The sequence below is a fragment of the Streptomyces sindenensis genome, assembly GCF_014649035.1.
Classification (GTDB): Bacteria; Actinomycetota; Actinomycetes; order Streptomycetales; family Streptomycetaceae; genus Streptomyces; species Streptomyces sindenensis.
In genome coordinates, this window is record NZ_BMSG01000011.1 from 34,361 (window position 1) to 56,697 (window position 22,337).

Annotated in this window: 21 protein-coding genes and 1 tRNA gene; 11 read left to right on the top strand and 11 right to left on the bottom strand. The window is 72.0% G+C overall.

Translation table 11 applies throughout. The features are described 5' to 3' along the window. Positions 1-135 precede the first annotated feature (135 nt). Complete coding sequence (locus IE145_RS14665; protein ID WP_189525496.1) at positions 136-627, bottom strand: ATP-binding protein; 492 nt, start codon at positions 625-627, stop codon at positions 136-138. 203 nt (positions 628-830) lie between these two features. Next, complete coding sequence (locus IE145_RS14670) at positions 831-1,199, bottom strand: STAS domain-containing protein (RefSeq protein WP_189525497.1); 369 nt, start codon at positions 1,197-1,199, stop codon at positions 831-833. Between the two features lie 285 nt (positions 1,200-1,484). Between IE145_RS14670 and IE145_RS14675 the strand changes: the two genes are divergently transcribed. Continuing rightward, a complete protein-coding gene (locus tag IE145_RS14675) occupies positions 1,485-2,525 on the top strand; it encodes an RNA polymerase sigma factor SigF (RefSeq protein ID WP_189525498.1) in 1,041 nt (346 codons plus the stop codon). Positions 2,526-2,709: 184 nt separating this feature from the next. On the opposite strand, the gene hutI is transcribed toward IE145_RS14675, so the two are convergent. The 4 genes from hutI to hutU all read right to left on the bottom strand — a co-directional run bounded on the left by hutI (position 2,710) and on the right by hutU (position 8,340). Further along, complete coding sequence (hutI, locus tag IE145_RS14680; RefSeq protein ID WP_189525499.1) at positions 2,710-3,882, bottom strand: imidazolonepropionase; 1,173 nt, start codon at positions 3,880-3,882, stop codon at positions 2,710-2,712. A gap of 131 nt (positions 3,883-4,013) precedes the next feature. After that, positions 4,014-5,381 (bottom strand): formimidoylglutamate deiminase, encoded by a 1,368-nt coding sequence (locus IE145_RS14685; protein ID WP_189525500.1) that lies wholly within the window; start codon positions 5,379-5,381, stop codon positions 4,014-4,016. Next, on the bottom strand, positions 5,372-6,682 hold the full coding sequence (locus IE145_RS14690) for an allantoate amidohydrolase (protein ID WP_189525501.1): 1,311 nt from the start codon (positions 6,680-6,682) through the stop codon (positions 5,372-5,374). Before IE145_RS14690 ends, IE145_RS14685 begins: the two co-directional genes overlap by 10 nt. Further along, positions 6,682-8,340 (bottom strand): urocanate hydratase, encoded by a 1,659-nt coding sequence (gene hutU, locus IE145_RS14695; RefSeq protein ID WP_189525502.1) that lies wholly within the window; start codon positions 8,338-8,340, stop codon positions 6,682-6,684. The genes IE145_RS14690 and hutU overlap by 1 nt, the downstream gene beginning before the upstream one ends. 138 nt (positions 8,341-8,478) lie before the next feature. On the opposite strand from hutU, the gene IE145_RS14700 reads away from it, so the two are divergent. The 5 genes from IE145_RS14700 to IE145_RS14720 all read left to right on the top strand — a co-directional run bounded on the left by IE145_RS14700 (position 8,479) and on the right by IE145_RS14720 (position 12,294). Further along, the gene (locus IE145_RS14700) at positions 8,479-9,864 is read left to right on the top strand and encodes an APC family permease (RefSeq protein ID WP_189525503.1); all 1,386 of its coding nucleotides are present in this window, start codon (positions 8,479-8,481) and stop codon (positions 9,862-9,864) included. 158 nt (positions 9,865-10,022) lie between these two features. Further along, positions 10,023-10,430, top strand: coding sequence for a hypothetical protein (locus IE145_RS14705; protein WP_189525504.1), 408 nt, complete (start codon positions 10,023-10,025; stop codon positions 10,428-10,430). Beyond that, complete coding sequence (locus IE145_RS14710) at positions 10,427-11,233, top strand: transcriptional regulator (protein ID WP_189525505.1); 807 nt, start codon at positions 10,427-10,429, stop codon at positions 11,231-11,233. The genes IE145_RS14705 and IE145_RS14710 overlap by 4 nt, the downstream gene beginning before the upstream one ends. A gap of 38 nt (positions 11,234-11,271) precedes the next feature. Continuing rightward, complete coding sequence (locus tag IE145_RS14715; RefSeq protein WP_189525506.1) at positions 11,272-11,748, top strand: roadblock/LC7 domain-containing protein; 477 nt, start codon at positions 11,272-11,274, stop codon at positions 11,746-11,748. Positions 11,749-11,919: 171 nt separating this feature from the next. After that, positions 11,920-12,294, top strand: coding sequence for a roadblock/LC7 domain-containing protein (locus IE145_RS14720; RefSeq protein ID WP_006125087.1), 375 nt, complete (start codon positions 11,920-11,922; stop codon positions 12,292-12,294). A gap of 31 nt (positions 12,295-12,325) precedes the next feature. On the opposite strand, the gene IE145_RS14725 is transcribed toward IE145_RS14720, so the two are convergent. After that, the gene (locus IE145_RS14725; protein ID WP_189525507.1) at positions 12,326-13,171 is read right to left on the bottom strand and encodes a MurR/RpiR family transcriptional regulator; all 846 of its coding nucleotides are present in this window, start codon (positions 13,169-13,171) and stop codon (positions 12,326-12,328) included. Positions 13,172-13,365: 194 nt separating this feature from the next. Between IE145_RS14725 and IE145_RS14730 the strand changes: the two genes are divergently transcribed. After that, complete coding sequence (locus IE145_RS14730) at positions 13,366-13,782, top strand: hypothetical protein (protein ID WP_189525508.1); 417 nt, start codon at positions 13,366-13,368, stop codon at positions 13,780-13,782. A gap of 335 nt (positions 13,783-14,117) precedes the next feature. Here IE145_RS14730 and IE145_RS14735 read toward each other — a convergent pair whose 3' ends face one another. Further along, the gene (locus tag IE145_RS14735; protein WP_189525509.1) at positions 14,118-15,524 is read right to left on the bottom strand and encodes a cystathionine beta-synthase; all 1,407 of its coding nucleotides are present in this window, start codon (positions 15,522-15,524) and stop codon (positions 14,118-14,120) included. A 159-nt stretch (positions 15,525-15,683) separates the two neighbouring features. Between IE145_RS14735 and IE145_RS14740 the strand changes: the two genes are divergently transcribed. The 3 genes from IE145_RS14740 (at position 15,684) to IE145_RS14750 (ending at position 19,207) form a co-directional block, all read left to right on the top strand. Continuing rightward, on the top strand, positions 15,684-16,685 hold the full coding sequence (locus IE145_RS14740) for an SGNH/GDSL hydrolase family protein (protein ID WP_189525614.1): 1,002 nt from the start codon (positions 15,684-15,686) through the stop codon (positions 16,683-16,685). 177 nt (positions 16,686-16,862) lie between these two features. Continuing rightward, positions 16,863-18,083: an acetyl-CoA C-acetyltransferase gene (locus tag IE145_RS14745; RefSeq protein WP_189525510.1), complete on the top strand. Its 1,221-nt coding sequence runs from the start codon at positions 16,863-16,865 to the stop codon at positions 18,081-18,083. A gap of 221 nt (positions 18,084-18,304) precedes the next feature. Then, a complete protein-coding gene (locus tag IE145_RS14750; protein WP_229825559.1) occupies positions 18,305-19,207 on the top strand; it encodes a hypothetical protein in 903 nt (300 codons plus the stop codon). Positions 19,208-19,238: 31 nt separating this feature from the next. On the opposite strand, the gene IE145_RS14755 is transcribed toward IE145_RS14750, so the two are convergent. The 3 genes from IE145_RS14755 to IE145_RS14765 form a co-directional block, all read right to left on the bottom strand. Further along, complete coding sequence (locus IE145_RS14755) at positions 19,239-19,556, bottom strand: hypothetical protein (RefSeq protein WP_189525511.1); 318 nt, start codon at positions 19,554-19,556, stop codon at positions 19,239-19,241. A gap of 176 nt (positions 19,557-19,732) precedes the next feature. Further along, positions 19,733-20,614, bottom strand: a complete 882-nt coding sequence (locus IE145_RS14760; RefSeq protein WP_189525512.1) for a Bax inhibitor-1/YccA family protein — start codon at positions 20,612-20,614, stop codon at positions 19,733-19,735. A 259-nt stretch (positions 20,615-20,873) separates the two neighbouring features. After that, positions 20,874-20,956, bottom strand: a tRNA-Leu gene (locus IE145_RS14765). A 592-nt stretch (positions 20,957-21,548) separates the two neighbouring features. Between IE145_RS14765 and IE145_RS14770 the strand changes: the two genes are divergently transcribed. Then, positions 21,549-22,319: an ABC transporter ATP-binding protein gene (locus tag IE145_RS14770; RefSeq protein ID WP_189525513.1), complete on the top strand. Its 771-nt coding sequence runs from the start codon at positions 21,549-21,551 to the stop codon at positions 22,317-22,319. Positions 22,320-22,337: the final 18 nt, after the last annotated feature.

Below are 22,337 nucleotides of genomic sequence, written 5' to 3' on the forward strand. Positions count from 1 at the left end.
GCACACATTGCTGACGGCACATCAGATTGGCCGCTCAAGGTACGCCCGGGGCCTGATGGAGGGAAGACAAAGAGCGCGCCGATCCGGCGCGCTCTTTTCGGTGCGGTGGTTCGATGAGGGGGCGAGGAGCGGGCCCTACGCCGGAGCGGCGAGCTCCGCCCAGACGGTCTTGCCCGGCGCGTCCGGCGTACGCAGCACGCCCCAGTCGAGGCAGAGGCGCTGCACGATGAACATGCCGTGGCCCCCGGGGCGGCCGGCGCGGTGCGGCGTACGGGGGGCGGGCTGTCCGGCACCCCGGTCGACGACCTCCACCCGCAGCCCCTTGGGGGTGCGGGCGATGCGGATCTCCTCGGGGCCCTCCGCGTGCAGGCAGGCGTTGGTGACCAGCTCGGAGACGACCAGCAGGACATCCTCGGCGGCGGCCCTGCGGTCGGCGGTGGACGCCGGGAGCCAGCCCCAGTCGTGCAGCGCCTGCCGGGCGAAGTCCCGGGCCGTCGGGACGATGCCCCCGGCCTGTGCGAGCGAGAGCGTGCGCCACTGCCGCTCGGCCGGGACGGGCGAGGCTGCGCCCGCTCCGTCCGGCTCGCGACCGAGGTCGCCCGGCGGATGCTGCCGGGTGGTGCTCATCAGCGCTTCACCTCACCGATTCGCCATGTCGCCATGTCGCCGTTGAACAGAAAGTGATCAGTTACCGAGTGTGCCGGAGCCTTTGCGGGGCACCGCCGGGGTGTCTCCTGCCCTGCCATGTCGCAACAACACCCACTTGAGGCACACGATCGCGTGACGCAGCCGACATCGGGAATGTCCGCGGTCGCACGGCCGTGCCCGGGTCAGGTGGCCAGGGCCTCTTCGAGCGTGGCGTGGACGGTGAAGACCGCCTCGGCGCCGGTGATCTCGAACACCCTCGCCACGACGGGCAGCATTCCGGCCAGATGGACGCCCCCTCCGGCCGCCTCCGCCTTGAGGCGGGCGCCGAGCAGCACGTTCAGCCCGGTGGAATCGCAGAAATCCAGGCGGGAGCAGTCGACCACCAGGCGTGACCGCCCCTGCTCGACCGCACTCTCCAGGGGCTCGCGCAGCAGATCCGCGGTGTGGTGATCGAGCTCACCGACCGGGGTCACCACCTCGCTGCGCCCCTCGGTCCGGGCATCGACCTGAAGTCGACCTCGGTTCGCACTGCCGACCGTCCCGCGGTCCATGCCTGTCCCTCTTCGCCGTTCGTCACTGTGCGCGTCACTGCCTGCGCGGCTGTATGCGTAGCTGCCGCCGACGTGCGTAAAACAGTACGCGTTCCGAACGCCACACGGTAGTCGGAGACCTCAACAAACCGGACATATAGCAGCAATTGGCGCTTGTCACTGCTGGTCGAGACCGGGTATGGGTAGAGGGACACCAGAAATGCGACCGGCTTCGGAGGCGCCGCTTCACCGCAGGAACACGTATGGGCATCGGCAGCCATATGCCGAGAACGATGGAGGAGAACCATGTCACCCCGGCTCGACGTAGCGCGTACCCAGAACGCGTCGTCGGCATGTCCTCAGGGACCGACCAATTCCGACTCCCCCGCCGCGAGAGCCGTCCCCGGCCCGCGCGCCGGCACCACCGGTACCCCTCGTACCACCGGCACCACCAGCACCACCTCAGACTTCTCCGGCGCTTCCGGTGAGAGCCTCGAAGGGTTCGGTGAGAACCTCGGAGGGGCCGGTGAGTCCCTCGAAGGACTCGAAGGGCTTCCCGAGATACCGCCGTACGCCGAAGTGGGCGCTCTGGACGCCAGGGCCCTGTCGAAGACGCTCTTCGAGCGGCTGGAGTCCCTCGAAGAGGGCACCCACGAGTACAGCTACGTCCGCAACACCCTCGTCGAGCTGAACCTCGCGCTCGTCAAGTTCGCCGCCTCCCGGTTCCGCTCCCGCAGCGAGCCGATGGAGGACATCGTCCAGGTCGGCACCATCGGCCTGATCAAGGCGATCGACCGGTTCGAGCTGAGCCGCGGCGTGGAGTTCCCGACCTTCGCGATGCCGACGATCGTCGGCGAGATCAAGCGTTTCTTCCGTGACACCAGCTGGTCCGTGCGCGTACCGCGCCGGCTCCAGGAGCTGCGGCTCGACCTGGCCAAGGCGGGCGACGAGCTCTCCCAGCAGCTGGACCGCGCGCCCACCGTGGCGGAGCTGTCCGAGCGTCTCGGCATCACCCCGGACGAGGTCGTCGAGGGCATGTCCGCGAGCAACGCGTACACCGCCAGCTCGCTGGACGCCAAGCCCGAGGAGGACGAGGGCGAGGGCGCCCTCGCGGACCGCATCGGTTACGAGGACCACGGGCTCGAAGGCATCGAGTACGTCGAGTCGCTGAAGCCGCTGATCGCCGCGCTGCCCGCCCGGGACCGGATGATCCTCTCGCTCCGCTTCGTCAGCAACATGACGCAGTCGGAGATCGGTGAGGAGCTGAACATCTCGCAGATGCACGTCTCCCGGCTGCTCTCCCGCACGCTGACCAAGCTCCGCAAGGGTCTGACCCTGGAGGAGTGACCCACCCGGCCCGCCGCCCCGCTACGGGGTCCAGGGGGAGCCGAGGAGCACCGCGGAAGGACCCGCCCCGGATCGCCGGGAGCGGGTCCTTCCGCGTGTGAGGGCGGGTCCTTCCGTGTGTGGGGGCCTGGTCCTTCCGCGTGTGGGGGCCGGTCCTTCCGCCTGTGGGCCGCCGGGGCGCCCGTCACACCACCCGCTCTCCGCTCCGCCACACCGCGCTGACCAGCGGGACGCCTGGGCGGTAGGCGAGGTGAACGTGGCTCGGGGCGTCGAGGAGGACCAGGTCGGCGCGGGCACCGGGGGTGATCCGGCCGATGTCGGTGCGGCGCAGGGCCGCGGCTCCGCCCGCGGTGGCGGACCAGATCGCCTCGTCCGGGGTCATCCCCATGTCGCGTACGGCCAGCGCGACGCAGAACGGCATGGACGAGGTGAACGACGAGCCGGGGTTGCAGTCCGTGGAGAGCGCGACGGTGGCCCCGGCGTCGAGGAGGCGGCGGGCGTCGGGCCAGGCGGCGCGGGTGGAGAACTCCGCGCCCGGGAGCAGCGTGGCCACCGTGCGGCCCTGGCCGAGCGCGTCGACGTCCGCGTCGGTGAGGTGGGTGCAGTGGTCGGCCGACGCCGCGTCGAGCTCGACGGCGAGCTGGACACCGGGGCCGTAGCTGAGCTGGTTGGCGTGGATGCGCGGGTGCAGCCCCTTGGCGCGGCCCGCGGTGAGGATGGCGCGGGCCTGGTCGCCGTCGAAGGCTCCCTGCTCGCAGAACACGTCGATCCAGCGGGCGTGCGGGGCGCAGGCCTCCAGCATCGGGCCGGTGACCAGGTCGACGTATCCGGCGGGGTCGTCGGCGTAGTCGGGGGACACGATGTGGGCGCCGAGGTAGGTGACCTCGTCGGTGTGGCGGCCCGCGATGCGCAGGGCGCGGGCCTCGTCCTCGACGGTGAGGCCGTAGCCGGACTTGGTCTCGAAGGTGGTGGTGCCCTGGCGCAGGGCCTCGGCGAGGTAGCGGGCGACGTTGGCGGACAGCTCCTCGTCGGTCGCGGCCCGGGTGGCGGCGACGGTGGTGCGGATGCCGCCCGCGCGGTAGGGCTGCCCGGACATGCGGGCGTTGAACTCCTGGGTGCGGTCGCCCGCGAAGACCAGGTGGGAGTGGGAGTCGACGAAGCCCGGGACGACCGCGCGGCCGGCCGCGTCGAGGACGTTGTCAGTGGCGGGTGCTTTGCTGGATTCACCGGTCCAGACGATGCGGTCGCCCTCGATGACGACGGCCGCGTCCTGGATCAGGCCCAGGGGGGTCCCGTTGCCGAGGGAGGGGTCATTGGTGACCAGGCTGGCGATGTGGGTGACGGCGGTGGTCGTCATCTGGAGAGTGTTCTCCTTGCGTTCCGGGGGGTCTGGGGGTTCCCGGGGCTCCGCGCGGTCCCTGCGTTCCGGGCGGTCCCGGGGCTCCGGGCGGTCCCGGGTGAGTCGTGCGGAGGGGGCGCGTCCCGGGCTCAGCCGTGCAGGGCGGCGATGGCGGTCGCGAGCGCCCGGGGCACGTCCTCGACCTGTGTGTGACGGCCGTCCCGGACGATGTGCCGCCCCGCCACGACCGTGTGCCGCACATCAGCGGCGGAGGCGGCGAATACGGCGGTCTCCGCTGCCAGTCGGGGCACCGGTCCCGCCGTCCTGACGGAGTCCAGGGCGACGGTGGTCAGATCGGCGGGGGCGCCCGGCTCCAGGACGCCCGCGTCGGGGCGGCCCAGCGCGGCGTGCCCGTCGGCGGAGGCGGCCCTCAGCAGGGCGGCGGCCGTCCAGTGGCCCCGGATGTGGGTGCGCAGCCGCTCGTTGAGCTCCATCGCCCGGGCCTCCTCGAAGAGGTCGATCACGGCATGGCTGTCGCTGCCCAGCGAGAGCGGCGAGCCCGCCTTCTGGAGGGCGGTGGCGGGGCCGATGCCGTCGGCCAGGTCGCGTTCGGTGGTGGGGCACATGCAGGTGCCCGTCGCCGAGGAGCCCAGCAGCTCGATGTCCGCCTCGGTCAAGTGCGTGTTGTGGATGCCGGTGGTGCGCGGGCCGAGGACCCCGTGGTCGGCCAGCAGCCGGGTGGGGGTGCGGCCGTGGGCGGCCCGGCAGGCGTCGTTCTCCGCCGGCTGCTCGGAGAGGTGGACGTGGAGCGGGGCCTCCCGCTCCTCGGCCCACCGCGCCACGGTGGCCAGTTGGTCCGCCGGGACCGCCCGGACGGAGTGGATCGCCGCGCCGATCAGCGTGTGGTCGTCGCCCTTGAGGAGGGAGGCGCGCTCGGCCCAGGCCTCGGCGGTGGTGTCGGAGAAGCGCAGCTGGTGCCGGCCTGGCCGCTCGCCGAATCCGGCGGCGAGATAGGCGGTGTCCAGCAGGGTGATCCGGATCCCGGCCTCGGCGGCGGCCGCGATGAGCGCCTCGCCCATGGCGTTCGGGTTGGCGTAGGGGGTGCCGCCGGGGGCGTGGTGCAGATAGTGGAATTCGCCGACGGAGGTGATGCCGGCCAGGGCCATTTCGGCGTACGTGGCGCGGGCCAGGTCGAAGTAGGTGTCCGGGGTGAGCCGGTCCGCCGTGCGGTACATCAGCTCGCGCCAGGTCCAGAAGGTCCCGGTGCCCACCTGGACGGTGGCGCGCAGGGCCCGGTGGAAGGCGTGGGAGTGGGTGTTGGCGAGGCCGGGGAGGGTCAGGCCGCGCAGCGCGGTCGCGCCGGGCGGGGGTGTTTCGACCCCGGTCCTGATCCCGGCGATGCGGCCGTCCGCGACGTCCAGGGTGACACCCGGTTCGACGTGCGTGCCGAGCCAGGCGTGGTCCATCCAGTAGGTCGCGGTGACGGGTGCGCCCGTCGTCCGTTGTGTCAGCTGCACGCGAGACCTTCCAGTACGTCGGCGAGTGCCTCGACCCCGGCCGTGCAGTCGTCCTCGGCGGCGTGCTCGGCGGGTGAGTGCGAGATGCCGGTGGGGTTCCGTACGAAGAGCATGGCGGTGGGCACCGAGGCGGACAAAATACCCGCGTCGTGGCCCGCGCCGGTGCCGAGGACGGGAACGGGCCGCCCCGTGTCGCCGCCGCCCTCCAGGATCTTGGCCAGCTCGTCGCGCAGGGCGTGCTCGAACTCGACGACGGGCGTGAACGATTCGCGGACGACGTCGAGGTCGATCCCGGCCCGCTCGGCGTACTCCCGGGCGGCGCGCTCGACGCCGCTGACGACGGCGTCGAGGGTGGCCTGGTCGGCGGCGCGGGAGTCGAGCCAGCCGCGGACGAGGGAGGGGATGGCGTTGACCCCGTTGGGCTCGACCGCGATCTTGCCGAAGGTGGCGAGCGCGCCGGTCAGTTCGGCCTCGCGGCGGGCGGCGAGCACGGTCTCGGCGTACGTGAGCATCGGGTCGCGGCGGTCGACGAGCCGGGTGGTGCCCGCGTGGTTGGCCTCGCCCCGGAAGTCGAACCGCCAGCGGCCGTGCGGCCAGATGGCGGAGGCGATGCCGACGGGGTCGCCGGTCAGGTCGAGGGCGCGGCCCTGCTCGACGTGGAGTTCGACGAACGCGCCGATGCGGGCGAGGCGTTCCGGGTCGGGGCCGATGGTGCCGGGGTCGTATCCGGCCGCCTCCATGGCGGCGGGCAGGGTGGTCCCGTCCGCATCCCTCAGGCGGTGGGCGTCGGCGACGGCGAGCTGGCCGGCGGCGAGCCGGGACCCGACGCAGGCCAGGCCGAAGCGGGCCCCCTCCTCGTCACCGAAGTTGGTGACGGCCAGCGGTCGGGTGAACTCCACTCCCCTGCGGTGGAGTTCATCGAGCGCGGCGAAGGAGGAGACCACCCCGAGGGGGCCGTCGAAGGCCCCGCCGTCCGGGACGGAGTCCAGGTGGGAGCCGGTGACGACGGCATCCCCGGCCAGGGGGTCGCCGAGCCAGGCCCACTGGTTGCCGTTGCGGTCGGTCTCGTACGCGAGCCCGCGCGCCTCGGCCTGCGCGCGGAACCAGGCCCGGCAGTCGAGGTCGGCCGCCGACCAGGCGTAGCGCCGGTAGCCGCCGCTGTCGGGGTGGCGTCCGACGGGAGCCAGCTCCCGCCACATCGAGAGGAAGGAGTCCCCGGCGCGCCACGGCTGCCGCCCCGGGGCGGGAGGGGTGGGCCCGGCCGCGCCGGCCGGGCCCTGCCCCGAGGTGCCCGTGGGCATCAGTTGCCCTCCGTCATCGGCACGCGTACGCCCTTGTCCGCGGCGACGGTCTCCGCGATGTCGTAGCCGGCGTCGACATGGCGGATGACGCCCATGCCGGGGTCGTTCGTCAGGACGCGGCGGATCTTCTCGCCGGCCAGCTTCGTGCCGTCGGCGACGGAGACCTGGCCCGCGTGGATGGAGCGGCCCATGCCGACGCCGCCGCCGTGGTGGAGGGAGACCCAGGAGGCGCCGGAGGCGACGTTGACCATGGCGTTGAGCAGCGGCCAGTCGGCGATGGCGTCGGAGCCGTCGAGCATGGCCTCGGTCTCGCGGTACGGGGAGGCGACGGAGCCGCAGTCGAGGTGGTCGCGGCCGATGGCCAGCGGGGCGGCCAGTTCGCCGCTCGCGACCATGTCGTTGAAGCGCTCGCCGGCCTTGTCGCGCTCGCCGTAGCCGAGCCAGCAGATCCGGGCGGGCAGCCCCTGGAAGTGGACGCGCTCGCCGGCCATCTTGATCCAGCGGTGCAGCGACTCGTTCTCCGGGAAGAGGTCCAGGATCGCCTTGTCCGTCTTGTGGATGTCGGAGGCCTCGCCGGAGAGGGCCGCCCAGCGGAAGGGGCCCTTGCCCTCGCAGAAGAGGGGGCGGATGTAGGCGGGGACGAAGCCGGGGAAGTCGAAGGCGCGGTCGTACCCGGCGAGCTGGGCCTCGCCGCGGATGGAGTTGCCGTAGTCGAAGACCTCGGCGCCGGCGTCCATGAAGCCGACCATGGCCTCGACGTGGCGGGCCATCGACTCGCGGGCGCGCCGGGTGAAGTCGGCGGGCTTCTCGGCGGCGAGGGTGGCCATGTCGTCGAAGTCGACGCCGAGCGGCAGGTAGGCCAGCGGATCGTGGGCGCTGGTCTGGTCGGTGACGATGTCGATCGGCGCGCCCTCGGCGAGCATCCGGGGCAGCAGTTCGGCCGCGTTGCCGAGGAGGCCGATGGAGAGGGGCTTGCGCCGGTCGCGGGCCTCGATGGCGAGCTGGAGGGCGTGCTCCGGGCTGTCGGCCCTCACGTCCAGATAGCGGTGCTCGATGCGGCGCTCGATGGCGCGCGGGTCGACGTCGATGCAGATCGCGACGCCGTCGTTCATGGTGACGGCGAGGGGCTGGGCGCCGCCCATGCCGCCGAGACCGGCGGTCAGGGTGATCGTCCCGGCCAGCGTCCCGCCGAACTTCTTCGCGGCGACGGCGGCGAAGGTCTCGTAGGTGCCCTGGAGGATGCCCTGGGTGCCGATGTAGATCCAGGACCCGGCGGTCATCTGGCCGTACATGGTCAGACCCAGCTGCTCCAGGCGGCGGAACTCCTCCCAGTTGGCCCAGTCGCCGACCAGGTTGGAGTTGGCGATGAGCACGCGCGGCGCCCACTCGTGGGTCTGCATGACACCGACCGGCCGCCCGGACTGGACGAGCATCGTCTCGTCCTGCTTGAGCGTCTGGAGGGTGCGGACCATCGCGTCGAACGAGCGCCAGTCGCGGGCCGCCTTCCCGGTGCCGCCGTAGACGACGAGCTTGTCGGGGTGCTCGGCGACCTCGGGGTCCAGGTTGTTCTGCAGCATGCGCAGGGCGGCTTCCTGCTGCCATCCCCGGGCGGTCAGTGCGCTGCCGCGCGGTGCCCGTACGGGGCGGGGTCCTGACATGGCGGTGCCTCCTCGCGACGGTGGAAAACTATTCACATCCTGATGCTCTGAATAGTCGTAGTCAACAGGTGCGGTTCGCGTCGCGATCGGGAAGACGTGTTTCCCACCCCCGCACCAGCGGCCGCCCCGGAGGCACCGATGAGCACTCCCGACCCACCCGCAAGCGCCCGGCCGACCGGGAAGGACGGCGGATCGCCGCCGCTCAAGCGGGCCCTCGGCCCCAAGCTGCTGGTCCTCTTCGTCATCGGCGACATCCTCGGCACCGGCATCTACGCCACCACCGGAGACGTGGCGGGCAAGATCGGCGGCGCGCTGTGGCTGCCGTTCGCGATCGGCTTCGTCGTCGCGCTGCTGACGGCGGCCTCGTACGTGGAGCTGGTCGGCAAGTACCCGAAGGCGGCCGGGGCCGCGCTCTACACCCAGAAGGCGTTCAAGGTCCCCTTCCTGACCTTCGTCGTGGCCTTCATGGTCATGTGCTCGGGCCTCTCCTCGGCGAGCGCGGCGGCACGGGCGTTCAGCGGCGACTATCTGGGCGAGTTCACCGACGCCGTGCCGCCGACCCTGATCGCGGTCCTGTTCGTCCTCGCCCTGGCCGCGATCAACCTGCGCGGGGTCGCCGAGTCGGTCAAGGCGAACGTGGTCCTGACCCTGGTCGAGGTCAGCGGGCTCGCGGTGATCCTCGCGATCGGCGCGTACGCCGTCCTCAGCGGCGAGGGCGAACCCTCCCGGCTGACCCAGATCGAGACCGGCGGCACCGGATACGCCCTGCTCACCGGCGTCCTCGGCGCCACCGCGCTCGGCTTCTTCGCTTTCGTCGGTTTCGAGGACTCGGTGAACATGGCCGAGGAGACCAAGAACCCGGCCCGGAACTTCCCCCGCGCCATCTTCATCGGCGTGGGCGTCACCGGCACCATCTACGTCCTGGTCGCCCTGATCTCCTCACTCCTGGTCGACTCCCGCACCCTGTCGGGGTCCAGCGGCCCGCTGCTGGAGGTGGTGAAGGCCGGGGGCGTCGATTTCCCGCCGAAACTCTTCGCGCTGATCGCGCTGTTCGCCGTCACCAACTCGGCGCTGATCAACATCATGATGGCCTCGCGGCTCTGCTACGGCATGGCCAACGAGCGCATCCTGCCGCCCGCGATGGGCAAGGTACTGGCCGGCCGGCGCACCCCCTGGGTCGGGATCGTCTTCGTCTCCGCCCTGGCGATCGGCCTGGTCTCCACCGGCGAGATCGAAGGGCTCGGCGACACCACCTCGTTCCTGCTGCTCTGCGTCTTCGCCGTGGTCAACATCGCCGTGCTGGTGCTGCGCGGGGACCCGGTGGACCACCCCCACTTCCGTACGCCCACGGCGCTTCCGGTGCTCGGCGCGCTCACCTCGCTGATCCTGGCGAGCCCGCTCGCCGACCGGGGCTCCGACGTGTACGTGCGCGCCGGAGTCCTGCTGCTCATCGGGATCGGGCTCTGGGTGCTCAACAGGGCGGTGATGACCGCCCGCGAGAGGTCCGGCGCCGACGCCCCCTGACCGGACATCACAGCGCCCCCCGGCCACCACATTTCAGCCGCCCCTTTACACCCCGGAGGGCATGTACCAAAGGAAAATGCCAGAACCTCCACCAGGCGTGAGCACGATGCGTAGCCTCTGCGTTACAGCCGTACGCCACGTCGGGAGGGGAAATCCGCGTGCCCGGAATCGACGAGTGCCTGCTCGAAGTCATGAGGCTGCCCGGTGCCCGGGGCGCCTCGGTGGTCGACTGGACGAGCGGTCTCGCCCTCGGCACCATCGGGGACTCCCCCAACGGCGACCACGAGGCGACCGCCGCCGAGACCGCGGAGGTCGCCCGGATGACCGCCGAACAGCCCGCCTTCGCCCGCCTCGGCGCCGAGGGCGAACGGACCGCGGAGCCACCGAGCACGCCCGTCGAGGACGTCATCGTCACCACCCATGACGGATACCACATGCTCCGATTCGTGGAGACGGCATTCGACAGCAGCGTCTTCCTGCACCTCTGGATGGACCGCTCGGCGGGCAACCTCGCGCTCGCCCGGAGGCGGCTCGGTGAGCTGGCCGAGCGGCTGGTGCTGGCATGAGCGCGATAGCCGCCGACCCCGACGCACCCGCGACGGACCGGCTGCCGGTCCTCTCCCCGATGCTCCAGCGCCTGGCCGCCGAGCGCGCCACCGGCGCCCTGATGCGCGACCGCGGCACGCTCTACCTCGCCGACGGCCAGGTCGTGCACGCCGAGAGCCCCGCCACCCCCGGCATCGACGTCCTGCTCACCACCGGTGGAACCCTGCGGCACGAGGGCTGGTGGGACGCGGTGGCGCAGGCCGGGGCGGGCCGCCGGGTCGGCCGCTATCTGGTGGACAGCGGTCATGTGCCGGGCGGCGCGCTGGAGTTGTGCCATCTGGGCGCGCTGTACGACGCCGCGTTCTTCGCCCTCGCCCCGACCGGGACGCCCGCCCGCTTCCGTTACGGGGTGGCGCACTGGATCGGTCCGGTGCGGCCCGTGCCGGTGGCCGCCGTGGAACGCGAGACGCTGCGCAGACGCGAGTTCCTGGACCGGATCTGGCCCGATCCCGCCTGCGACAGCGCCCCGCTCCTGCGGACGGCCCACGGGCCAGACGCCCCGGTCCCGGCCCGGCAACGCCGGCTCCTGGAGCTGGTCGACGGGGTCCGTACGGCCTCGGACATCGCGCAGGCCCTGGGCCGCTCCGCGTTCCACATCCTGGTCGACCTGCGACGGCTCGCCGCGGCCGGTCTGGTGGCGGCGGTCCGCGCCCAGCCCCTGCCGGCCGCCGCGACGCCGCGCCGGATCCCACTCCCCGAGGTGACGGCCGACCCCGATATCGCCCTGCTGCGCCGACTCCGAGACGCATTGGAGGCCCTGTGATACGCGCGCTCAGACAGCGTGCCGGGAGGAGACAGCTGATGGTGCCCGAGGCCGAAGTGCGTGATGTCCTCGACGAGCTCCAGCGGTTACGCGCCCGGGTCCCGCTGCTCTCCGGGGCGCTGGCCGCCTCCACCGACGGGCTCGTCCTGGCCCACGACACCCCGGGCGTCGAGGCGGAGGGCGTCGCCGCCCTCACCGCCGCCGCCCTCGGCGTCTCCATCCGCATGACCGACGCCACCGGCCGGGGCGGCTTCCGGGAACTGCTGGTCCGCGGCGGCAGCGGCTACATCGCCACCTACGCCGCGGGCTCCTCCGCCGTCCTGACCCTGCTCGCCGAGGACCGCATCAACGTCGGCCGGCTCCATCTGGAGGGCCGCCGCGCGGGCGCCCGCATCGGCGAACTCGTCGACACCGCGCTGGAGCGCGTCGAGCGCCCCGCCGCGGCCACTCCCCGTGCCGCGCCGCCGCGCCCGGCCACCGCACCCGACCGCGCCCTGCCGCAACGCCCCACGTAACGCGCCTGCGCGCAGCGGTCGCCCGATTCCCCCCACCCGTACCGCCACAACCACCGGGACTCAGCCATCACGCAGAAGCCCGAGCACCAGCCCGCACGGAAACCGGCCCAGCGGCCGGCACAGAAACGGACCCGGTCACCACGGCCGGCCAGGGAAAGGAAACGAGCCACCATGGCGAACACCGAAGCGTCTTTGAAGGAAGCGATGAGCTCGATCGAGGGCACCACGGGTGTCGCCCTCGTCGACTACACGAGCGGAATGGCCCTCGGCACGCTCGGCGGCGGCAAGGACTTCAACCTGGAGGTCGCCGCCGCGGGCAACACCGACGTGATCCGCGCCAAGCTCCGCACCATGGAACACCTGGGGCTCAAGGAGGAGATCGAGGACATCCTCATCACCCTGGGCACCCAGTACCACCTGATCCGGCTGCTCAAGACCCGTGGCGGCAACGGCCTGTTCCTCTACCTGGTGCTGGACTCGAGCCGGGCGAACCTGGCGATGGCCCGCCACCAGCTGAAGAAGATCGAGGCGGAGCTGGAGGTCTGACCCGTCCGGGGCGGCGCGGGGCCCTCGGGTCTCACTCCACGAACAGGCCGCGCGCCGCCGCCCGTACGTCGAACTCCTCCAACCGCGCCTGGGCGTCGGGCAGTCCGTCGCACATCGCCTCCAGCAGCACCCGGCCGAGGAGCATCGGCGCGCAGACGGTGTCGAAGGAGAGCCCGGAGCCGATCGCCGCCGGGAGCAGCAGGTCGCTGTGCTTGGCGACGGGCGCGAAGGCGGAGTCGGCGACCGTCACGACGGTCAGCCCCTGGTCCCGGGCGTACGCGAGCGCGTCCACGCTCTCCTTGGGGTGACGCGGCAGGGCGAAGCACATCAGGGCGGTGGCCCCGGCCCGGCGGGCGGAGTCGATCCGGTCGGCCAGCATGGTGCCGCCCTCGTCGAGCACCCGGACGTCGGGGTGCACCTTGGCGGCGAAGTAGCCGAAGCCGCGCGCCTGCGAGGAGGCGGCGCGCAGCCCGAGCACCGGCAGGGGCCGGGAGGCGGCGAGCAGCCGGCCGGCCCGCTCGACGGGCGCGGGGTCGGCGAGCATGTCACTGAGGTGCTGGAGGTTCTCGATCTCGGCGCGGACGGCCTGCTGGTACTCGTTGTACGTCTCCCCCGCCTCCTCCTGCTCCGCCTCGGCGGGCGCGACCTCGCGCAGGTGCCTGCGCAGCGCCGGATAGCCGTCGAAGCCGAGGGCGACGGCGAAGCGGGTGACGGAGGGCTGGCTGACCCCGGCCAGCTCGGCCAGCTCGACGCTGGAGAGGAACGGCGCGTCGGCGGCCCGGCGGACCATGCAGTGTGCGATGCGCCGCTGGGTGGGTGTGAGCCGGTGGCCCTCGAAGAGCCGCTGCAACCGTGCGGCGGGGCTGCTCCCCCTCATGCTGTCCCCTCGTTGGATCCGTCGCGCCACGACCGGCGCCGACCGTTCTATTCAGCCAGGAAGGATGCTGTATGTCCATATGCAGCAGCTGGCCGGAAGGAGACCGCGGGAGACCCGCGAGGGGGGTTGGCCGCGACAAAACCCGGGGGTTAGCCCCACTGTCACGGGGGCCTGGACTCCGTACCGTCATCTCCATGGAAGCCCGTGACCACGAGCTCAAGAAGGAGCTCGCCGCCACCCTCCAGGCCCGCGGCGAGCTGGGTGCGGAGTACGAGTCCGTGCTCATCGAATCGTTCCTGGAGAAGGTCGAGCAGCGCCTCGACACCACGCTCGACCGCAGGGTCCGCCGCCAGCTCGCCGAGCAGCAGACGGCCGGTGTCCGGGGCGCCCGTCCGGCTCAGCCGGAGAGCTTCGGGGAGCGGTACGCGCTGGGGATCGCCTCGTTGATCCTGGCCGTCCCGCTGTCCGCGATCGGCGTCGCGAACGCCGGGATCGAGGGGCTGGTGGTGGCCTGGCTGGGCATCGTCGGCGTCAACGCGTTCCAGGCGGCGCGGGGCGGGGGGCTGTTCCGCCGCCGGGACGAACGGGCGTCGTCCGACTGGAAGGACTGAGCCCGGCGCGGGCGGAGACGGGGCGAGCCCGGACGTTATGTCGCGGGGACCGCCGCACCCCCGGTCACCCGGGGGGCGGGACGACGGCGGTCCCCGCGAGGGACGCGGTCCGGGTCAGGGCCGGATGCTCGCGTCCGGGCGACGGTGGAGGTCCGGGAGCCGCTCCGTAGTCCGGTGTCGCCGTTCTGGGTGCCGGCGGGTTCCCCTGCCGACACCCACCAATGTGCCGGAGCCGTGTTAAGCGGGTGCTGCGCGGACATGACGTGCTCGTACCGTCTTCGCGAAGCCCGGCCACCGGGCGCCTCCCGGGGCTGCCCCGGAGACCCCCCGGACCGTCAGGCCTTCGCCGTGCCCGCGTCCTTGGCCAGGAACGCCAGCAGGTCCTGCCTGCTGACGACGCCCTTCGGCTTGCCCTCGACGAGCACGATCGCCGCGTCGGCGCCCTCCGTGCCGCTGAGCACGGCCATCAGGTCCTCGACCGGCTCGCCGGAGCCGACCTGCGGCAGCGGGGCCGACATGTGCTTCTCCAGCGGGTCGGTCAGCGAGGCGCGCTGGGTGAACAACGCGTCCAGCAGCTGCCGTTCCACGACGGAGCCGATGACCTCGGCGGCCATCACGTCCGGGTGGCCGGCGCCCGGTTTCACGATCGGCATCTGCGAGACGCCGTACTCGCGCAGCACCTCGATGGCCTCACCGACCGTCTCCTCCGGGTGCATGTGGACGAGGGAGGGCATCGGGCCCTCCTTGAAGTCCAGGACCGCGCCGACGTTGGCGGAGGCGCCCGAGTCCTCCAGGAAGCCGTAGTCCGCCATCCACTCGTCGTTGAAGATCTTGCTCAGGTAGCCGCGCCCGCTGTCGGGGAGCAGGACCACGACGACGTCGTCGGGACCGAGCCGCTTGGCGACCTCCAGGGCGCCGACGACCGCCATGCCGCACGAACCGCCGACGAGCAGGCCCTCCTCCTTGGCGAGGCGGCGGGTCATCTGGAAGGAGTCCTTGTCGGACACCGCGACGATCTCGTCCGTCACCTCGCGGTCGTAGGCGCTCGGCCAGAAGTCCTCGCCGACGCCCTCGACCAGATACGGCCGACCGGAGCCGCCGGAGTAGACCGAGCCCTCCGGGTCCGCGCCGATGACCTGGACCGCGCCGTCGCTGATCTCCTTGAGATAGCGGCCGGTGCCGCTGATGGTGCCGCCGGTGCCGACGCCCGCGACGAAGTGGGTGATCTTCCCCTCCGTCTGCTCCCACAGCTCGGGACCGGTGGTCTCGTAGTGCGAGCGCGGGTTGTTCGGGTTGGAGTACTGGTCGGGCTTCCAGGCGCCCGGCGTCTCGGTGACCAGCCGGTCGGAGACGTTGTAGTACGAGTCCGGGTGCTCGGGGTCAACGGCGGTGGGGCAGACGACGACCTCGGCGCCGTACGCCCGCAGCACGTTGATCTTGTCCGTGGACACCTTGTCCGGGCAGACGAAGATGCACTTGTAGCCCTTCTGCTGCGCGACGATGGCGAGGCCGACGCCGGTGTTGCCGCTGGTCGGCTCGACGATCGTGCCGCCGGGCTTCAGCTCCCCGCTCTGCTCGGCCGCCTCGATCATGCGCAGCGCGATGCGGTCCTTCACGGACCCGCCGGGGTTGAAGTACTCGACCTTGGCCAGGACGGTCGCCTGGATACCTGCCGTGACGTTGCGCAGCCTCACCAGCGGGGTGTTGCCGACAAGACTGATCATCGAATCGTGGAATTGCACCGTGTACTCCGGGATCTCCGAGATGGTCCGGCCCAGAGTATGCGTACGGGACGCACTGTGCGTACGGGAAGGAGTACACGGAGCCCCGAGCGGGGCAAGTAGGTACGTGTACGGCTGTACGGCGAGAAGGAGGTGGACCGGACTGTGTCGAGAGCAAGGGTGGCACGGCGGATCGCGGCGGGCGCGGCCTACGGCGGTGGCAGCATCGGGTTGATCGGTGCGGCGGCCGTGGGCGTGTTCCTGGCGGAGGTCCAGCTCGCGAAGAGGCAGGTGGGCGGTGGGACGGCTCCGGTTCCGCCGAGTGCGGACGGGCGGTACGGAGTGGCGTTCGCCGGACCGAACGACCCGATGCGGCTCGGGATGCTCGGGGACTCGACGGCCGCGGGGCAGGGGGTGCGGCGGGCCGGGCAGACCCCGGGGGCGCTGCTCGCCTCGGGTCTCGCGGCGGTGTCCGAGCGGCCGGTGGATCTGCGGAACGTGGCCCTGCCCGGGGCCCGGTCGGACGATCTGGAGCGGCAGGTGTCGCTGCTGCTCGCGGATCCGGCGCGGGTCCCGGACGTCTGCGTGATCATGATCGGGGCGAACGACGTCACCCACCGGATGCCCGCGACCCAGTCGGTGCGCTGTCTGACGACGGCGGTGCGCAGGCTGCGGACGGCGGGGGCGGAGGTGGTCGTCGGGACCTGCCCGGACCTGGGCACGATCGAGCCGGTCTACCAGCCGCTGCGCTGGCTGGCCCGGCGGGTGAGCCGGCAACTGGCGGCGGCGCAGACGATCGGCACGGTGGAGCAGGGCGGGCGCACGGTGTCGCTGGGCGATCTGCTGGGCCCCGAGTTCGCGGCGAACCCGCGCGAACTGTTCGGCCCGGACAACTACCACCCCTCGGCCGAGGGCTACGCCACGGCGGCCATGGCGGTGCTGCCCACGCTCTGCGCGGTGCTGGGCCTGTGGCCGGAGACCGACCGGCTGGACGGGGCGCGGCGCGAGGACATCCTGCCGGTGGCCAAGGCGGCCTCCCAGGCGGCCCGGGAGGCCGGTACGGAGGTCACGGGGGCGCGGGCGCCCTGGGCCCTCCTCAAGCACCGCAGGCGGCGGCGTCTGCCCGCCTCCACGGAACCCACCCCGCACGCCCACCCGGACGCCGCCCACGGGCACGCGTGACGGTGGGCGGCCACGGCCACGCGTGACGGCCGGCGCCGACGGCAGGCCGTGCTGAGCAAGCGCTTAGAAAAGAGTCCCGCATCACACGGCCTGCCGGGTGACCCCGGCGATACGTCCGGGTAACTTCCAGAGGAGTTCTGCCGTCCACACAGCCTTCCAGCCCCTTGGAGCCGCGTGATGCCCGAAGCCGTGATCGTCTCTGCCGCCCGTTCGCCGATCGGCCGCGCCTTCAAGGGGTCCCTGAAGGACCTGCGCGCGGACGACCTGACCGCCACGATCATCCAGACCGCGCTGGCCAAGGTCCCCGAGCTGGACCCGAAGGACATCGACGACCTGATGCTGGGCTGCGGTCTGCCCGGCGGCGAGCAGGGCAACAACCTGGGCCGCATCATCGCCGTACAGATGGGGATGGACCACCTTCCCGGCTGTACGGTCACCCGCTACTGCTCCTCCTCGCTGCAGACCAGCCGGATGGCGCTGCACGCGATCAAGGCGGGCGAGGGCGACGTCTTCATCTCGGCCGGTGTCGAGATGGTGTCCCGCTTCACCAAGGGCAACTCCGACAGCCTGCCGGACACGCACAACCCGCTGTTCGCCGACGCCGAGGCCCGCACCGCCGCCCGCGCCGAGCAGACCGGCACCGACTGGCACGACCCGCGCGAGGACGGCCTCGTCCCGGACGCGTACATCGCGATGGGGCAGACCGCGGAGAACCTGGCCCGCCTCAAGGGCGTCACCCGCCAGGACATGGACGAGTTCGGCGTACGATCGCAGAACCTCGCCGAGGAAGCCCTGAAGAACGGCTTCTGGGAGCGGGAGATCACCCCGGTCACCACCCCCGACGGCACCGTGGTCGCCAAGGACGACGGCCCGCGCGCGGGCGTCACCATGGAGGGCGTGCAGGGCCTGAAGCCGGTGTTCCGCCCCGACGGCCTGGTCACCGCGGCCAACTGCTGCCCGCTCAACGACGGCGCGGCGGCCCTGGTGATCATGTCCGACACCAAGGCGCGCGAGCTGGGCCTGACCCCGCTGGCCCGGATCGTCTCCACCGGCGTCTCCGGCCTCTCCCCCGAGATCATGGGCTACGGCCCGGTCGAGGCCAGCAAGCAGGCGCTGAAGCGGGCCGGCCTGACCGTCGACGACATCGACCTCGCCGAGATCAACGAGGCGTTCGCCGCCCAGGTCATCCCCTCCTACCGGGACCTCGGCCTGCCGCTGGAGAAGGTCAACGTCAACGGCGGCGCGATCGCCGTCGGCCACCCCTTCGGCATGACCGGCGCCCGCATCACCGGCACGCTGATCAACAGCCTCCAGTTCCACGACAAGCAGTTCGGCCTGGAGACCATGTGCGTGGGCGGCGGCCAGGGCATGGCGATGGTGATCGAGCGGCTGAGCTGAGCCGCAGCGAGCTCCGACCGTGACCGAATCTCCCCCAGGATGTGATCTGCGTCCCGGGGGAGCGTCATTTCCGCAGGTCACAGCCGTTTGAGGCTAAACATCGGACCGAAAGACCTGTCCATTTCGTGACGTAATGCACTGACAGCGCGTACCGGTACAGGCCAAGCTGATGTAGGAAGTCGGGGGTATCGATTGAGACCGGGAGTATGTCAGTGAGCGCCATGTCATTTGCCCTGTTGCTGACCACCGCCGCTGCCACGGCCGTCGGCGCCGCCGCACTGCACGCCGCTCACGGGCTGCGCAAGCAGGTCGTGGCGCTGCGCTCGGAGCTGGCCGCCGGCCGTGCTTCCGGCGCATCGGTGCCACCGCAGAGCCGCAGTGCGGCCACTCCCGCCGAGGAGATACGCGCGGCCGTCGCCGACGCCCTCGCCGAGGAGCGGGAGCGCGAGCTGGCCGAGGCGCGCGCCTTCTGGGCGGCCCAGGAGGCCCGTGACGCCGCCGACGCCCCGTCCCTGCTGGGCGGTCTGTCCGGCCTGGGCGACGACGCCCCGTACTACCTGCCCCGGCAGGCCGACCTCGCCGGCCTGGAGTCGATGGACCTGGAGGCGGCCGAGGCGATGGAGGAGCTCGTCGAGCTCAGCGAGCGGACCCTCGCGGACCACGAGGCCGGCGAGCTGACCGATCCGCCGGCCGACCTGGCGACGGACCCGGTGCCCGGGCTGCCGGAGATTGCGGAGTTCCCCGAGGACTCCCCCGAGCTGGCCGCCGCCCGCCGCCGCCACCCCTCTCACCCGGACTTCGTTCCCGTGCAGACGCCGGTGGTCACCGACCACGAGCGCACCGTGAACCGTCTTGAGGAGCTGGCCGACACCGCGACCGAACTGACCGATGTGCGGCCCGGCCCGCTGGGCACGCTCGACGTGTACGTCTTCGCCGACGGCACCACGCTCTGCATGACCCCGGGCCACCGCGAGACCGCCGAGCGGCTCGCGGACGCGCTGCGGGCGGGCCGGCAGCCGGTGCTGCTGGGCGGCTCGGGCGTCTCGGGCGCCTACGCGCTGACCTTCTCCTGCGGTGAGGACAACGTGTACATCCTCGCCGATCGCGTCATCGCCTCGCTCTGACCGCCGGGCGCGGGCCGCTCGCCCGCGCCGCTCACGCGAAAGCCCGCGCCGCCGCTTCGTCGACATACCGCACGGCCTCGTCCAGTTCCCGGGACGGGGCCGTTTCCAGTGCCGCGGCCAGGTCCCGGCCGACGACGGCGAGCTGGTCGCCCACGGCGAACATCCCGGCGTCCGGCAGCTCCCGCGGCTCGGCGTCCGGGGTCTCCAGCCGCTGGGCCCGTACGGCGAGCTCCCGGGCGGCGGCCAGCGCCTCGGCGGCCGCACCACGCTGGAGGCGGCTCTGCGGGGCCGAACGCAGCCGGTCGGCGAAACGGTCCACGGCCAGGATCAGAGGCGTCGTATCGAGCACCCGGCCGACCCTACGCGCCCCGCTTGCGCCCCCGCCAACGGCCCGATCCGCACAGTCGGCCCCGCACGCGCCCCGCACTGGCCCCGCACTGGCCCAGCGAACGCGGAACGGCCCGCAGGCGCCATGCCTGCGGGCCGTTCCGGTGCTACGGGGTACTGCGGGTACTACGGGGCCGCTCAGTCGTCGCCGCTGAGAATCGCGACCAGGCGCAGCATCTCGATGTAGATCCACACCAGGGTCACGGTGAGGCCGAACGCGGCCAGCCACTCCTCCTCGCGGGGAGCGCCGTAGGCGATGCCGTCCTCGACCTGCTTGAAGTTCAGGGCGAGGATGGCCGCGCCGATGACGATGGCCACGATGCCGAACACGACACCGAGGGCGCCGCTGCGGAAGCCGAGGCCGTCACCGCCGCCGAACACGGCGAACAGGAGGTTGACCATCATCAGCAGCATGAAGCCGATGGCAGCCGCCATCACGAAGCCGTAGAAGCGGCGCGTGACCCGGATCAGCCCGGTGCGGTAGGCGATCAGCACACCGGCGAAGACCGCCATGGTGCCGAGCACCGCCTGCATCGCGGCGCCGGGGGCGACGTACATGCTGACGATGTTGCTGACGATGCCGAGGAAGACACCCTCGAACGCCGCGTAGGTCAGGATCAGCGCGGGCGAGGGCCGGCGCTTGAACGAGTTGACCAGCGACAGCACGAAGCCGATGATCGCGGCGCCGATGGCCACGCCGTAGGCGCTGCCCAGGTTCGCCTGGTCGACCGGCATGATCCACCACGCGGCCGCGGCGGCCAGGATCACGGTGCCGAGCGTCATCGCCGTGCGCGTCACGACGCCGTCGATGGTCATCGCGTCGGTACGGGCGGGCGCCTGCGGGGCGCCGTGCATGTCCGTCTGCGCGTAGGGGTTGGTGGCGTACGGGTTGGCGGCGGTGCCCTGTGCGTACGGGTTGCCCGTCGCGGGGGCCCCGGCCTGCGGCGCCGCGTTGAAACCCGCGTGGCCGTTGTCGCGGCTGAACCCCCGTCGCGAGAAGACCGGGTTGCTGCTCCTCATCTCACTCCTCCATGGCCACACTGCGTGGCCTTGCCACAAGAGTAATGGGTAGGCAAAAGAATCACCCTAGCGCCCGGGGAGGATCTTTCCGGCATCCGTGATGGACCGCCCGGCAAAGACCGGGCCGGGTCCCGGAACGGTCTCCGGTCGCGGTCGGGGGGCGTGACGGTCAGGGTCCGGACGGTGCGGCGGCCGCCGTCCCGGGCGGTGCGCCGGTCACGGTGAGGGCCGTCCGGGTCACGCAGCGTGCGGCGCGTAGTGCCCGGAGCCGGACTCGAACCGGCACGCCCCCGAGGGGCAGCGAGGTTTAAGCTCGCCGTGTCTACGTTCCACCATCCGGGCGTGCCGCGCGGCTCCGCGTCTGGCTACCGACCCTATCCGGGGCCATCCCTCGATCAGCGGAACAGTGGCGCGATGTTGTCCTATTTTATTGACTGCTTGAGGGGTCGTCAGCACATCGGGCCGGGCTGACCACACGCCCCCGGCCGATCGCGGGCGGTGTGCGCGCCGCATCGGAATGACGGAAAGTCGCCGCACCCGTACGGCCCAACGCGCCAGGTCCCCGCCAGGCCTCGCCAGGGCGTACGCCACCCTCGGCCGCCGCCTCGCTCCGGCCCTGCGGCCGACACCGCTCCGGGGCGGCCCGCGCGCCCTCGCGACCGGCCCCCGCCGCCACCCCCGCCCCCTCACGCTGGGTCACCGCCACGGGCGGCCGTAAGGCGGTCGCACGACTTTGCTCAGGGTCGATGTCATACCCGAGGAGGACGGATCCACGCCCGTGATGCGACTCAAGAGGGCCCCGGGAACGGGCATCGGGAGGGACGACCGGAGGCGATCGAACCGTAAGGATGGAGTAAGTCCCCGAGGCATGGCGTCAGCGCCGTCGCATCACGGCCCCGGCCCCATCCGCATCACCCGAACCAGGAGCGTCCCAGTGACCACCACCCCCACCGTTCACCGCGCCACCGCGGTGGCTGCCCGCGCCACGGAGCTGTCGAAGGTCTACGGCGAGGGCGAGACCCAGGTCGTCGCCCTGGACCGGGTGTCCGTGGACTTCCCGCAGGGCGAGTTCACCGCGATCATGGGCCCGTCGGGCTCCGGCAAGTCGACGCTGATGCACTGTGTCGCCGGGCTCGACAGCTTCAGCAGCGGCTCGGTGCGGATCGGCGAGACCGAGCTGTCCACGCTGAAGGACAAGCAGCTGACCCAGTTGCGCCGGGACAAGATCGGCTTCATCTTCCAGGCGTTCAACCTGCTCCCGACGCTCACCGCGCTGGAGAACATCACCCTGCCGATGGACATCGCCGGCCGTAAGCCGGACGCCGAGTGGCTCCAGAAGGTCATCGACATGGTCGGTCTCTCGGAGCGGCTGAAGCACCGCCCCACCGAGCTCTCCGGCGGTCAGCAGCAGCGCGTCGCCGTGGCCCGCGCCCTGGCCGCCAAGCCAGAGATCATCTTCGGTGACGAGCCGACCGGAAACCTGGACTCCCGCTCCGGCGCCGAGGTGCTGGGCTTCCTGCGCAACTCGGTGCGCGAGCTGGGCCAGACCGTGGTGATGGTGACGCACGACCCGGTGGCCGCCTCCTACGCGGACCGGGTCATCTTCCTCGCGGACGGCGCGGTCGTCGACCAGATGATGCACCCGACCGCCGACGGCGTCCTCGACCGGATGAAGGCGTTCGACGCGAAGGGCCGCACCAGCTGACGCCCGCGGCCGGTCACC